Source organism: Cytobacillus sp. FSL M8-0252 (genome assembly GCF_038007345.1).
Taxonomy (GTDB): domain Bacteria; phylum Bacillota; class Bacilli; order Bacillales; family Cytobacillaceae; genus Cytobacillus; species Cytobacillus kochii.
Map to the genome: position 1 here is coordinate 3,767,304 of NZ_JBBOWZ010000001.1, position 12,999 is coordinate 3,780,302.

The 12,999-nt window shown below is 43.9% G+C and carries 4 protein-coding genes, 22 tRNA genes and 3 rRNA genes; 2 read left to right on the forward strand and 27 right to left on the reverse strand.

Features of this window, described 5'->3' with window-relative positions:
* Positions 1-27: 27 nt before the first annotated feature.
* From MKX83_RS18925 to MKX83_RS19055, 27 genes are all read right to left on the reverse strand, one after another.
* The gene (locus MKX83_RS18925; RefSeq protein WP_095372136.1) at positions 28-1,170 is read right to left on the reverse strand and encodes a glucose-1-phosphate adenylyltransferase; all 1,143 of its coding nucleotides are present in this window, start codon (positions 1,168-1,170) and stop codon (positions 28-30) included.
* Positions 1,163-3,052, reverse strand: coding sequence for a 1,4-alpha-glucan branching enzyme (gene glgB / locus MKX83_RS18930; RefSeq protein ID WP_341057118.1), 1,890 nt, complete (start codon positions 3,050-3,052; stop codon positions 1,163-1,165). The genes MKX83_RS18925 and glgB overlap by 8 nt, the downstream gene beginning before the upstream one ends.
* Positions 3,053-3,231: 179 nt before the next feature.
* Positions 3,232-3,303 (reverse strand) — tRNA-Glu (locus MKX83_RS18935).
* Positions 3,304-3,306: 3 nt separating this feature from the next.
* Positions 3,307-3,397: transfer RNA gene (locus MKX83_RS18940), tRNA-Ser, on the reverse strand.
* A 3-nt stretch (positions 3,398-3,400) separates the two neighbouring features.
* Positions 3,401-3,475 (reverse strand) — tRNA-Asn (locus MKX83_RS18945).
* Between the two features lie 10 nt (positions 3,476-3,485).
* Positions 3,486-3,562: transfer RNA gene (locus MKX83_RS18950), tRNA-Ile, on the reverse strand.
* A 7-nt stretch (positions 3,563-3,569) separates the two neighbouring features.
* Positions 3,570-3,640, reverse strand: a tRNA-Gly gene (locus tag MKX83_RS18955).
* A 2-nt stretch (positions 3,641-3,642) separates the two neighbouring features.
* A tRNA-His gene (locus tag MKX83_RS18960) sits at positions 3,643-3,718 on the reverse strand.
* 9 nt (positions 3,719-3,727) lie between these two features.
* Positions 3,728-3,800: transfer RNA gene (locus MKX83_RS18965), tRNA-Phe, on the reverse strand.
* Positions 3,801-3,819: 19 nt separating this feature from the next.
* Positions 3,820-3,896: transfer RNA gene (locus tag MKX83_RS18970), tRNA-Asp, on the reverse strand.
* A 3-nt stretch (positions 3,897-3,899) separates the two neighbouring features.
* Positions 3,900-3,973, reverse strand: a tRNA-Met gene (locus tag MKX83_RS18975).
* A 13-nt stretch (positions 3,974-3,986) separates the two neighbouring features.
* Positions 3,987-4,079 (reverse strand) — tRNA-Ser (locus tag MKX83_RS18980).
* Positions 4,080-4,085: 6 nt separating this feature from the next.
* Positions 4,086-4,162: transfer RNA gene (locus MKX83_RS18985), tRNA-Ile, on the reverse strand.
* A 13-nt stretch (positions 4,163-4,175) separates the two neighbouring features.
* Positions 4,176-4,252, reverse strand: a tRNA-Met gene (locus MKX83_RS18990).
* Between the two features lie 25 nt (positions 4,253-4,277).
* A tRNA-Ala gene (locus MKX83_RS18995) sits at positions 4,278-4,353 on the reverse strand.
* Between the two features lie 23 nt (positions 4,354-4,376).
* Positions 4,377-4,453, reverse strand: a tRNA-Pro gene (locus MKX83_RS19000).
* 8 nt (positions 4,454-4,461) lie between these two features.
* Positions 4,462-4,535: transfer RNA gene (locus MKX83_RS19005), tRNA-Arg, on the reverse strand.
* A 16-nt stretch (positions 4,536-4,551) separates the two neighbouring features.
* Positions 4,552-4,640, reverse strand: a tRNA-Leu gene (locus tag MKX83_RS19010).
* A gap of 6 nt (positions 4,641-4,646) precedes the next feature.
* Positions 4,647-4,721 (reverse strand) — tRNA-Gly (locus MKX83_RS19015).
* Positions 4,722-4,740: 19 nt separating this feature from the next.
* Positions 4,741-4,825, reverse strand: a tRNA-Leu gene (locus tag MKX83_RS19020).
* Between the two features lie 17 nt (positions 4,826-4,842).
* Positions 4,843-4,918, reverse strand: a tRNA-Lys gene (locus MKX83_RS19025).
* A 14-nt stretch (positions 4,919-4,932) separates the two neighbouring features.
* Positions 4,933-5,008: transfer RNA gene (locus MKX83_RS19030), tRNA-Thr, on the reverse strand.
* A gap of 16 nt (positions 5,009-5,024) precedes the next feature.
* Positions 5,025-5,100 (reverse strand) — tRNA-Val (locus tag MKX83_RS19035).
* Between the two features lie 9 nt (positions 5,101-5,109).
* Positions 5,110-5,227: ribosomal RNA gene (gene rrf, locus MKX83_RS19040) — 5S ribosomal RNA — on the reverse strand.
* A 311-nt stretch (positions 5,228-5,538) separates the two neighbouring features.
* Positions 5,539-8,471 (reverse strand): 23S ribosomal RNA (locus tag MKX83_RS19045).
* A gap of 326 nt (positions 8,472-8,797) precedes the next feature.
* Positions 8,798-10,346 (reverse strand): 16S ribosomal RNA (locus tag MKX83_RS19050).
* Together the 16S, 23S and 5S rRNA genes with 21 tRNA genes alongside form the textbook arrangement of a ribosomal RNA operon.
* 797 nt (positions 10,347-11,143) lie before the next feature.
* Positions 11,144-12,019 (reverse strand): DMT family transporter, encoded by an 876-nt coding sequence (locus tag MKX83_RS19055; protein ID WP_322910393.1) that lies wholly within the window; start codon positions 12,017-12,019, stop codon positions 11,144-11,146.
* A gap of 126 nt (positions 12,020-12,145) precedes the next feature.
* On the opposite strand from MKX83_RS19055, the gene MKX83_RS19060 reads away from it, so the two are divergent.
* Both MKX83_RS19060 and MKX83_RS19065 read left to right on the forward strand, forming a co-directional pair.
* Positions 12,146-12,841: an MgtC/SapB family protein gene (locus MKX83_RS19060; protein WP_095372133.1), complete on the forward strand. Its 696-nt coding sequence runs from the start codon at positions 12,146-12,148 to the stop codon at positions 12,839-12,841.
* A gap of 61 nt (positions 12,842-12,902) precedes the next feature.
* A tRNA-Ala gene (locus tag MKX83_RS19065) sits at positions 12,903-12,975 on the forward strand.
* The last annotated feature ends 24 nt before the right edge of the window (positions 12,976-12,999 follow it).

Below are 12,999 nucleotides of genomic sequence, written 5' to 3' on the forward strand. Positions count from 1 at the left end.
CCCAGTAAAAATCATACAGTTCTACATTTATGCAAAATGACAAATACTTTCTGGCGTGATTAACAATGCTTCACTTGTTTCTTTTCTTTCTTTAATTACTGTCCCATCTGGTATAACTATATTAGATGGGACAATGACTTTTTCTAATATGACATTCTTACCAATCCTTGTATTTGGCATAACTACTGACTCTTTAATAACAGACCCTTTATCAATCGCTACACCTTGAAAGAGAACTGATTTGATTACCTCGCCTTCAATCGTACATCCTTCATTTACTAAAGATTGTTTGACCTTTGCTTGTGGAGAAATATATTGTGGAGGATGGTTAGGATTAACTGAGTAAATTCTCCAGTCTTGATCAAAAAGATTTAACTCACAATTGTCATCTAATAAATCCATATTAGCTTCCCATAGACTTTGAACTGTACCAACGTCTTTCCAATAACCATTAAAAGGATAGGCATAAAGTTTCTTATTTAACTTCAACATCTCAGGAATAATATCTTTTCCAAAATCATGGCTTGAGTCCTTATTTTGATTATCCTTTTGTAAAAACTCATTTAGTACTGACCATTTAAAGATATAAATGCCCATTGATGCTAAATTATTCTTTGCTTGCTCAGGTTTTTCTTCAAAATCTTCTATTCTCATATCTAAAGAAGTATTCATAATACCAAAACGATTTGTTTCATGCCACGGGACCTCTATAACAGAGATTGTCGCATCAGCTCCTTTACTAATATGGTAATCTAGCATTAAGTCATAGTTCATTTTGTAAATATGGTCACCTGATAAAATTAATACATATTCGGGGTTATGTTGCTCTAAATAATTGATATTCTGATAGATAGCACTTGCCGTACCTGTATACCATTTGACTTCAGAAGATTCACTGTATGGGGGAAGTACTGTCACACCGCCATTTCTTCTATCCAAATCCCAAGCGCTTCCTATGCCAATATATGAATTGAGTATTAGCGGTTGATATTGTGTTAGTACACCGACTGTATCGATGCCTGAATTTGTACAATTACTAAGTGTAAAATCGATGATGCGGTATTTACCTCCAAAAGGTACAGCTGGTTTAGCAAGCTCCTTCGTCAAAGAATTAAGGCGGCTTCCTTTGCCTCCAGCAAGCAACATCGCTACACATTTCTTGTTAGCCATTTACAACATCACTCCTTTTTCTTTTTCTAACAGGACGTAAAACTGAAATACCGAATGGTGGTATCGTCATTTCGATGCTGTATGGTTTTCCATGATAGGATAGTTTTTTTGTATTTAATACACGTTTATTAATACAATGGGAGCCACCAAATTCATTATTATCACTATTAAACACTTCTCTATAACTCCCATTTTTAGGAACACCCATTCGAAAATTCATATATACTTGAGGGGAAAAGTTACATACAACAATTAATATTTCTTGTTCTTCTACTCCTTTACGAATAAATGAAAAAATGGATTGCTGATGGTTATTAGCATCAATCCACTCAAAACCTTCTGATCTGTGGTCCCATTCATATAATGATTTAGATCTCTTATATAACTTTATTAACTTCTTCACATAATGATTCGTTTTTGCATGCATTTCATACTGAAGTAAGTGCCAATCCAACTCAGCTTCATCTTTCCACTCGGCAAATTGTCCTAGCTCAAACCCCATAAATAACAGCTTTTTACCTGGATGTGTCATCATAAAACCTAAGAGCAAACGATATTGGGCAAATTTTTGCCAATAATCTCCTGGCATCTTGTCTAGCAGGGATTTCTTCCCATGGACAACCTCATCATGTGATAACGGTAAGAGAAAATTTTCGGAGTATGCATACATTAATGAAAAAGTCATTTTATTATGGTGGTATTGCCGTTCATGTGGGGCTTTCTCCATATAAGATAATACATCATTCATCCACCCCATATTCCATTTATAACTGAAACCTAATCCGCCATAGTGAACAGGAGCCGTTACTTGGGGCCAATCTGTAGAATCCTCTGCCATCATCAAGATAGAAGGATCATAAGCAAAAACAGCCTTATTTAATTTCTGTAAAAATTGAATACCAAATGGATTTTCCCTATTCTCGTTATTAGGCCAAAAAATGATATTTGATACTGCATCAATTCTAAATCCATCGACATGGTATTTTTCCATCCAAAAAATAGCATTGGATATGAGGAAACTATGAACCTCTGTTTTACTTAAATTAAAATTAGCTGTACCCCAAACAAAATTTTCCCTATCAGCTTCTGTTTCGTATTCATAAACATATTCACCATCTAAACAATATAGCCCATGTTGATCTCTACAGAAATGTCCTGGTACCCAATCTAAAATAACACCAATATTATTTTGATGACATTGATCAATAAAAAACATTAAATCTTTTGGTTCACCATATCTACTAGTAGCCGAATAATAGCCTGTTCCTTGATACCCCCATGAACGATCATAAGGGTGTTCAATTATAGGCATCAATTCAATATGTGTAAAACCATGCTCCTTTACGTAAGGAATGATTTCTTCTGCTAGTTCACTGTATGTCAATAAAAGGCCATTCCTCTTTTTCCATGTACCTAAGTGCATCTCATATATCATCATAGGTTCTGAAAATGCTTTCCTTTGTTGTTTTTCCTTTTGCCAGCCTTGGTCCTTCCATTTGTAACCTTCTAAGGAATAAACAATCGAAGCAGTACTAGGCCGTAATTCTGAACAAAAAGCAAAAGGATCAGCCTTTAAAAAAGTTTGTTCATCCTTGTTCTTAATTGCATATTTATAAAGTTCTCCTGTTAAATCTCCATCTAGCTGAATTCTCCATATCCCCTCTTTATTTACTTTATCTAATGAAAAACCTTCGCCATTCCAATGATTAAAAGAACCAACTAATGATATTGAGGTGGCATGTGGAGCATAGATAGTAAAGGAAGTAACCCAATTATCTCCTTCTTTATGACGGTGTGATCCAAACAGTTCGTATGCCTTAAATAAGCTTCCTTCATGAAACAAGTGCATTTCGAATTCAGTGGGGTATGCAGTTGTATTCATCTTAATTCATTCCACTCCTTGTATTACATTACTCTTTCTTAAATAATTCGTCTTAAGTATAAAAATCCCTTGTTATTTTTCAAATTATTTTGACATCTAATGACAGATAATATAACATCCAAAAAGTGTTAGCCACATAAAAAAGAAACTGTCAACTTATGTTGACAGCTTCTTTTTTATGACCCCTACGGGATTCGAACCCGTGTTACCGCCGTGAAAGGGCGGTGTCTTAACCGCTTGACCAAGGGGCCAACTGGCGGAGAAGGAGGGATTTGAACCCTCGCGCCGGTTGCCCGACCTACACCCTTAGCAGGGGCGCCTCTTCAGCCACTTGAGTACTTCTCCATATGGCTCCGCAGGTAGGATTCGAACCTACGACCGTTCGGTTAACAGCCGAATGCTCTACCACTGAGCTACTGCGGAATAATATAAATGGTGGGCCTAAATGGACTCGAACCATCGACCTCACGCTTATCAGGCGTGCGCTCTAACCAGCTGAGCTATAGGCCCCTATTTAAGCGGGTGAAGGGAATCGAACCCTCATCATCAGCTTGGAAGGCTGAGGTTTTACCACTAAACTACACCCGCAATGGGGCGGCTGATGGGAATCGAACCCACGAATGTCGGAACCACAATCCGATGCGTTAACCACTTCGCCACAACCGCCATAAAAGATGGCTCAGGACGGAATCGAACCGCCGACACAAGGATTTTCAGTCCTTTGCTCTACCGACTGAGCTACTGAGCCAAAATAATAAATATGTAAATGGCGGTCCGGACGGGACTCGAACCCGCGACCTCCTGCGTGACAGGCAGGCATTCTAACCAACTGAACTACCGGACCAGATTGCGGGGGCAGGATTTGAACCTGCGACCTTCGGGTTATGAGCCCGACGAGCTACCGGACTGCTCCACCCCGCGATAATAATATGAATGGCGGAGGAAGAGGGATTCGAACCCCCGCGGGCTTTAACACCCCTGTCGGTTTTCAAGACCGATCCCTTCAGCCAGACTTGGGTATTCCTCCGAATAATGGTGGACCTTGTAGGACTCGAACCTACGACCGGACGGTTATGAGCCGTCTGCTCTAACCAGCTGAGCTAAAGGTCCATCATTCTATCTATGGTAGCGGCGGAGGGGATCGAACCCCCGACCTCACGGGTATGAACCGTACGCTCTAGCCAGCTGAGCTACACCGCCATAGAATATATTGTATAAAATTAATTGGTGGAGCCTAGCGGGATCGAACCGCTGACCTCCTGCGTGCAAAGCAGGCGCTCTCCCAGCTGAGCTAAGGCCCCTAAAAATATATATGTATATCTAGTGGTCGGGAAGACAGGATTCGAACCTGCGACCCCTTGGTCCCAAACCAAGTGCTCTACCAAGCTGAGCTACTTCCCGATACAAAACGCGCCCGAGAGGAGTCGAACCCCTAACCTTTTGATCCGTAGTCAAACGCTCTATCCAATTGAGCTACGGGCGCTTAATTTTAAAAAGAATGGTGCCGAGGACCGGAATCGAACCGGTACGGTAGTCACCTACCGCAGGATTTTAAGTCCTGTGCGTCTGCCAGTTCCGCCACCCCGGCACATATTGGAGCGGAAGACGGGATTCGAACCCGCGACCCTCACCTTGGCAAGGTGATGTTCTACCACTGAACTACTTCCGCAAATATTTAAAATGAAAAATGGTGCGGGTGAAGGGAGTCGAACCCCCACGCCTTGCGGCGCCAGATCCTAAGTCTGGTGCGTCTGCCAATTCCGCCACACCCGCATATTAAAATGATCAAATGGTGAGCCATGAAGGACTCGAACCTTCGACCCTCTGATTAAAAGTCAGATGCTCTACCAACTGAGCTAATGGCTCGTACAAAGCACGAGTGGTGCCGGCCAGAGGACTTGAACCCCCAACCTACTGATTACAAGTCAGTTGCTCTACCAATTGAGCTAGGCCGGCAAATACACACAAAAAATGGTGGAGGATGACGGGATCGAACCGCCGACCCTCTGCTTGTAAGGCAGATGCTCTCCCAGCTGAGCTAATCCTCCAATATGTATGCCCGGCAACGTCCTACTCTCACAAGGGGACAGCCCCTAACTACCATCGGCGCTTTAGAAGCTTAACTTCCGTGTTCGGTATGGGAACGGGTGTGACCTTCTCGCTATCGCCACCGGACTTTTTAAAGACATATATTATTATAACGTCTTTAATAATATTTTCAAGAGAAATTTTAAATCATTCTCTGAAAACTAGGTAATGTTGAAGAAGATATTTATGAGTAATCGCCTATGCGTTGCTGATGCGACTACTTACGTAGTGCTGTCTAGCTGCGGCGGCTTGGAGCCGCCCGCATTTCGTATTGTCCAGCCACAGCGCCTAGGTGCTCGAGGTCATAAGTCAAATTTGTCATGAGGTTAAAGAACAACCTCCTGTCAAATCTGTCTTATGCTTGTCGCACCTGTGCAAGGCGCTTTCGCTTTTCGTTTTTGGTTAAGTCCTCGATCGATTAGTATTAGTCAGCTACATGTGTCGCCACACTTCCACCTCTAACCTATCAACCTGATCATCTTTCAGGGATCTTACTAGCTTGCGCTATGGGAAATCTCATCTCGAGGGGGGCTTCATGCTTAGATGCTTTCAGCACTTATCCCTTCCGCACATAGCTACCCAGCGATGCCTTTGGCAAGACAACTGGTACACCAGCGGTGCGTCCATCCCGGTCCTCTCGTACTAAGGACAGCTCCTCTCAAATTTCCTGCGCCCACGACGGATAGGGACCGAACTGTCTCACGACGTTCTGAACCCAGCTCGCGTACCGCTTTAATGGGCGAACAGCCCAACCCTTGGGACCGACTACAGCCCCAGGATGCGATGAGCCGACATCGAGGTGCCAAACCTCCCCGTCGATGTGGACTCTTGGGGGAGATAAGCCTGTTATCCCCGGGGTAGCTTTTATCCGTTGAGCGATGGCCCTTCCATGCGGAACCACCGGATCACTAAGCCCGACTTTCGTCCCTGCTCGACTTGTAGGTCTCGCAGTCAAGCTCCCTTGTGCCTTTACACTCTACGAATGATTTCCAACCATTCTGAGGGAACCTTTGGGCGCCTCCGTTACTCTTTAGGAGGCGACCGCCCCAGTCAAACTGCCCACCTGACACTGTCTCCCATCCCGATAAGGGATGTGGGTTAGAATTTCAATACAGCCAGGGTAGTATCCCACCGACGCCTCCACCGAAGCTAGCGCTCCGGCTTCTAAGGCTCCTACCTATCCTGTACAAGCTGTACCAAAATTCAATATCAGGCTACAGTAAAGCTCCACGGGGTCTTTCCGTCCTGTCGCGGGTAACCTGCATCTTCACAGGTACTATAATTTCACCGAGTCTCTCGTTGAGACAGTGCCCAGATCGTTACGCCTTTCGTGCGGGTCGGAACTTACCCGACAAGGAATTTCGCTACCTTAGGACCGTTATAGTTACGGCCGCCGTTTACTGGGGCTTCGATTCAAAGCTTCGCGTGAGCTAACCTCTCCTCTTAACCTTCCAGCACCGGGCAGGCGTCAGCCCCTATACTTCGCCTTGCGGCTTCGCAGAGACCTGTGTTTTTGCTAAACAGTCGCCTGGGCCTATTCACTGCGGCTCATCAAGGCTTTAACACCCTAATGAGCACCCCTTCTCCCGAAGTTACGGGGTCATTTTGCCGAGTTCCTTAACGAGAGTTCTCTCGCTCACCTTAGGATTCTCTCCTCGCCTACCTGTGTCGGTTTGCGGTACGGGCACCTTATTCCTCGCTAGAGGCTTTTCTTGGCAGTGTGGAATCAAGAACTTCGGTACTAAATTTCCCTCGCTATCACAGCTCAAGGTATATGACCATGGGATTTGCCTCATGGTCCCTCTAACTGCTTAGACGCACATCCAATAGTGCGCTTACCCTATCCTCCTGCGTCCCCCCATCACTCAAACAGAATACGGTGGTACAGGAATATCAACCTGTTGTCCATCGCCTACGCTTTTCAGCCTCGGCTTAGGTCCCGACTAACCCTGAGCGGACGAGCCTTCCTCAGGAAACCTTAGGCATTCGGTGGATGGGATTCTCACCCATCTTTCGCTACTCATACCGGCATTCTCACTTCTAAGCGCTCCACCAGTCCTTACGGTCTAGCTTCAACGCCCTTAGAACGCTCTCCTACCACTGAACATCAACGATGTTCAATCCACAGCTTCGGTGATACGTTTAGCCCCGGTACATTTTCGGCGCGGAGTCACTCGACCAGTGAGCTATTACGCACTCTTTAAATGGTGGCTGCTTCTAAGCCAACATCCTGGTTGTCTAAGCAACTCCACATCCTTTTCCACTTAACGTATACTTTGGGACCTTAGCTGGTGGTCTGGGCTGTTTCCCTCTTGACTACGGATCTTATCACTCGCAGTCTGACTCCCATGGATAAATCTTTGGCATTCGGAGTTTGTCTGAATTCGGTAACCCGATGAGGGCCCCTAGTCCAAACAGTGCTCTACCTCCAAGATTCTTACGCATGAGGCTAGCCCTAAAGCTATTTCGGAGAGAACCAGCTATCTCCAAGTTCGATTGGAATTTCTCCGCTACCCACACCTCATCCCCGCACTTTTCAACGTACGTGGGTTCGGGCCTCCATCCAGTGTTACCTGGACTTCACCCTGGACATGGGTAGATCACCTGGTTTCGGGTCTACGACCACATACTCATTCGCCCTATTCAGACTCGCTTTCGCTACGGCTCCGTCTGTCCAACTTAACCTCGCATGTAATCGTAACTCGCCGGTTCATTCTACAAAAGGCACGCTATCACCCATTAACGGGCTCTAACTACTTGTAGGCACACGGTTTCAGGATCTCTTTCACTCCCCTTCCGGGGTGCTTTTCACCTTTCCCTCACGGTACTGGTTCACTATCGGTCACTAGGGAGTATTTAGCCTTGGGAGATGGTCCTCCCTGCTTCCGACGGGATTTCTCGTGTCCCGCCGTACTCAGGATCCACTCTGGAGGGAACGAAGTTTCAACTACAGGGCTTTTACCTCCTATGGCGGGCCTTTCCAGACCTCTTCGTCTATCTCGTTCCTTTGTAACTCCGTATAGAATGTCCTACAACCCCAAGAGGCAAGCCTCTTGGTTTGGGCTAATCCCGTTTCGCTCGCCGCTACTCAGGGAATCGCGTTTGCTTTCTCTTCCTCCGGGTACTTAGATGTTTCAGTTCCCCGGGTCTGCCTTCCATACCCTATGTATTCAGGTATGGATCCTATCCCATAACGGATAGGGGGTTTCCCCATTCGGAAATCTCCGGATCAAAGCTTACTTACAGCTCCCCGAAGCATATCGGTGTTAGTCCCGTCCTTCATCGGCTCCTAGTGCCAAGGCATTCACCGTGCGCCCTTATTAACTTAACCATTGTTCGGCTTGCGATAAGCTACGCATTTCGGCGTCAGCTCACTCGTCAACATCCTCATGTGCACAAGACGCACACTCCGGTGTTTCCTCGCTCGCTTCCTTGAACTGCTTGCTTCTCACAAGCCTCTCGGTTGTGTTTATTAAAAAAGTTTAGTATTTTAAATCAATCTATAATATATAGAGAGAAAAAATAACTAAGGTGGCGATTACTCGGTAATCTTCTTCATTACATTATCTAGTTTTCAAAGAACGATTGAATTGAGAGATTATACTCTCAAAACTGAACGAACAGTCTAACATCAAGTTAATTCCGTATATTCCTTAGAAAGGAGGTGATCCAGCCGCACCTTCCGATACGGCTACCTTGTTACGACTTCACCCCAATCATCTGTCCCACCTTAGGCGGCTGGCTCCAAAAGGTTACCCCACCGACTTCGGGTGTTACAAACTCTCGTGGTGTGACGGGCGGTGTGTACAAGGCCCGGGAACGTATTCACCGCGGCATGCTGATCCGCGATTACTAGCGATTCCGGCTTCATGTAGGCGAGTTGCAGCCTACAATCCGAACTGAGAATGGTTTTATGGGATTGGCTAAACCTCGCGGTCTTGCAGCCCTTTGTACCATCCATTGTAGCACGTGTGTAGCCCAGGTCATAAGGGGCATGATGATTTGACGTCATCCCCACCTTCCTCCGGTTTGTCACCGGCAGTCACCTTAGAGTGCCCAACTAAATGCTGGCAACTAAGATCAAGGGTTGCGCTCGTTGCGGGACTTAACCCAACATCTCACGACACGAGCTGACGACAACCATGCACCACCTGTCACTCTGTCCCCCGAAGGGGAAAGTCCTATCTCTAGGATTGTCAGAGGATGTCAAGACCTGGTAAGGTTCTTCGCGTTGCTTCGAATTAAACCACATGCTCCACCGCTTGTGCGGGCCCCCGTCAATTCCTTTGAGTTTCAACCTTGCGGTCGTACTCCCCAGGCGGAGTGCTTAATGCGTTTGCTGCAGCACTAAAGGGCGGAAACCCTCTAACACTTAGCACTCATCGTTTACGGCGTGGACTACCAGGGTATCTAATCCTGTTTGCTCCCCACGCTTTCGCGCCTCAGCGTCAGTTACAGACCAGAAAGTCGCCTTCGCCACTGGTGTTCCTCCAAATCTCTACGCATTTCACCGCTACACTTGGAATTCCACTTTCCTCTTCTGCACTCAAGTTCCCCAGTTTCCAATGACCCTCCACGGTTGAGCCGTGGGCTTTCACATCAGACTTAAGGAACCGCCTGCGCGCGCTTTACGCCCAATAATTCCGGACAACGCTTGCCACCTACGTATTACCGCGGCTGCTGGCACGTAGTTAGCCGTGGCTTTCTGGTTAGGTACCGTCAAGGTACCGGCAGTTACTCCGATACTTGTTCTTCCCTAACAACAGAGTTTTACGATCCGAAAACCTTCATCACTCACGCGGCGTTGCTCCGTCAGACTTTCGTCCATTGCGGAAGATTCCCTACTGCTGCCTCCCGTAGGAGTCTGGGCCGTGTCTCAGTCCCAGTGTGGCCGATCACCCTCTCAGGTCGGCTACGCATCGTCGCCTTGGTGAGCCGTTACCTCACCAACTAGCTAATGCGCCGCGGGCCCATCTGTAAGTGATAGCAGAACCATCTTTCAATCTAATTATATGTATAAATAGATATTATCCGGTATTAGCCCCGGTTTCCCGGAGTTATCCCAGTCTTACAGGCAGGTTGCCCACGTGTTACTCACCCGTCCGCCGCTAATCTTTGGGAGCAAGCTCCCTCAGATTCGCTCGACTTGCATGTATTAGGCACGCCGCCAGCGTTCGTCCTGAGCCAGGATCAAACTCTCCAATAAAGTGTTTGATTAGCTCATTTGCACCTATGGTGCTTTGTTGCTGATAAATCAGCTTTTTAGAATTACGCTTGACGTTTTATGTTCGTTCAGTTTTCAAAGAACAATCTCGTTCGCTTTAAAAGCGACTTTATTATCATAACATCCCGTCTTCATCACGTCAACTATTTTTTTAAAATAATTTAAGTGATTAAATTAGTAAATTTTTCTTTTATCGGGAACAAAAATAACTATATCATGATTAAAAAGTGTTTGCAATATAATTTTAAAAGTTTTAATCAAGTTTTTCATATTTTTATTAAGTATCGTAACTATCATATAGTTAAGCGTTTCCATTAATTGATAACCACAAGAAACTATTAATTATCTTTTGCTTTACTTATATATAGATACTCTTCAGATACTCTTCAATCATTCTTCCCTTCTTCTAAGCTCCCGTCTTAACTCAATAAGTAATCTCTCTTTCTCTTCATCCTTATCATAAATATTTGTCATAAAGTTGAGAATGGGTCATATAATCTACTAATCTCATTCTATTATATATGAAAGGTGTGAATAGAGCTGGAAGATGTAGCACTATACGTATCAGTAATTATGGCCCTTTTTTTATTTTCATTCGCTTATGTGGAAGGTATTCGCATCGCTAATTCACCAGGTAAAGTTTATGGAGGAACTTTCATCTTCACCGTAACAGCTGCATTTATTTTTAGTAGATTATCCTATTTATTTATATAAAAAAGGTGAGCTCATTCTTGGCTCACCTTTTGCTTCATTTTCTAAACTTGATCTTCATTATTTGCCTATAATCGTTTCTTTCTTCTTCTTCTTTCATCTATTAAAAAGGAAGATAGCCCTACTATAACAAATAGCCCACCCAAAATTTGTGACCAAGCTATTCTTTCTTGTAGTACAAAATAAGCTAAAATGGCTGCACCCACAGGTTCAAACAAAGTAGCCATCGAAATAACAGAAGTACTTAAATACTTTACAGACCAATTAAATAATGTATGGCCTAATAATGTTGGAAAAAGTGCTAAGAGAATTAAAAAAATCCAGTCATTTACTTGATAAGGATACAAAGGTTGTTTGTTAAGCATGACATAGATAAAAAGTGTCAATGTGCTAATACTGTATACAATAAATGTATAAGTAATCAGGGATACTCTTTGACGGACGGTCTGCCCAAACAGTAAATACCCTGTTACTAGCCCACAGGCGATGAGTGCTAACAAATCTCCATAGAGCGCCTTTTCACTTAGTAGAAAATCACCCCAGCTAATAATGATACAACCGCCTATCGCAGTTATAGTTGACAAAATGGATTTCCAAGAAGTTTTTTCTTTAAAGAAGAGATAAGTACCTATAAATGCAAAAATCGGTTGTAAGGCAACTAACACAGTCGAGCTAGCAACCGATGTGTATTGAAGAGACTCAAACCATAAAATAAAATGGAAAGCTAAAAAAATACCCGCAATGATAGAAAACAGCCAATCCTTGCTTGTAATATGACGAATTTCATGAACATATTTTAAAAGAAAGATTGGCATCATAAGCACGACTGAAAAAAGGAGACGATAAAAAGCAATAATACCAGGGGGAGCTGAAATCAACTTTACAAAAATGGCTGAAGTTGAAACTGAAACAACTCCTATAGCTAATACAAAAAGCGGATTCATCTTAACTACCCCATGCTATCACCTTGTCTCTATATATTGATATTTAGGTATAGACTATTTTACACCTTAAACCTATAGTAAAGGTAACTTATTTAAAATTTATTAAATGATAAAGCAGGCGATATTATGTACGGATTAGAAATGGATGTCCTAATGAAGTTAGGGATTTCAGCTGTGCTTGGTCTTATTATAGGACTAGAAAGAGAACTAAAACGTAAACCAGTTGGCTTAAAAACAAGCCTAGTCATTTCAATCGTTAGCTGTCTTCTCACTATTGTGTCAATAGAATCAGCATACATATTTCCAGGTAATGACGATATTAATATTACAATGGATCCTTTACGTTTAGCAGCTCAAATTGTATCAGGAATTGGCTTTCTTGGTGCAGGGGTCATATTGAGGAGAGGGAATGATAGTATTTCCGGCCTTACAACCGCCGCCTTAATTTGGGGCGCAGCTGGAATTGGTATCGCTGTTGGAGCTGGATATTATATGGAGGCTGTTGCAGGCGTCGTATTACTTATTATTTCAGTTGAAGTTGTTCCCTACTTATTAGGGCTTATTGGCCCAAGACAACTACGAGAAAAAGAGATTACGATGAAAATGGCAGTTGAAACGAAGGAACAGATCACGACTATTATTCATACCATTAAAGAGCAGCAAGCGGCTATTCGCAGGATGAGAATTAAAGATACTGAAGAGGGCTACCCACAAGTTTATTTAACTATTGCAGTAGATTATCGTAAAAAAACAACTGACTTTTATCATACAATTTCTCAAGTGCCGGGAGTAAAGTCGATGGAAATAGAAAGCTTGCACTAATTTTTTATTTTTGACTATTGAAAAATATTCATTCTCCCGCTATAATTTCAATATATCTAGCGGGGGATTAGCTCAGCTGGGAGAGCGCATCGCTGGCAGCGATGAGGTCAGGGGTTCGATCCCCCTATTCTCCATACCAAGAAGCCTTGATTTATCAG

Bases quoted from the DNA above. Each gene is read 5' to 3' on its own strand.
- MKX83_RS19060 (WP_095372133.1), top strand. From the start codon at position 12,146: ATGTACGGATTAGAAATGGATGTCCTAATGAAGTTAGGGATTTCAGCT.
- MKX83_RS19055 (WP_322910393.1), bottom strand. From the start codon at position 12,019: ATGAATCCGCTTTTTGTATTAGCTATAGGAGTTGTTTCAGTTTCAACT.
- MKX83_RS18925 (WP_095372136.1), bottom strand. From the start codon at position 1,170: ATGGCTAACAAGAAATGTGTAGCGATGTTGCTTGCTGGAGGCAAAGGA.
- glgB (WP_341057118.1), bottom strand. From the start codon at position 3,052: ATGAATACAACTGCATACCCCACTGAATTCGAAATGCACTTGTTTCAT.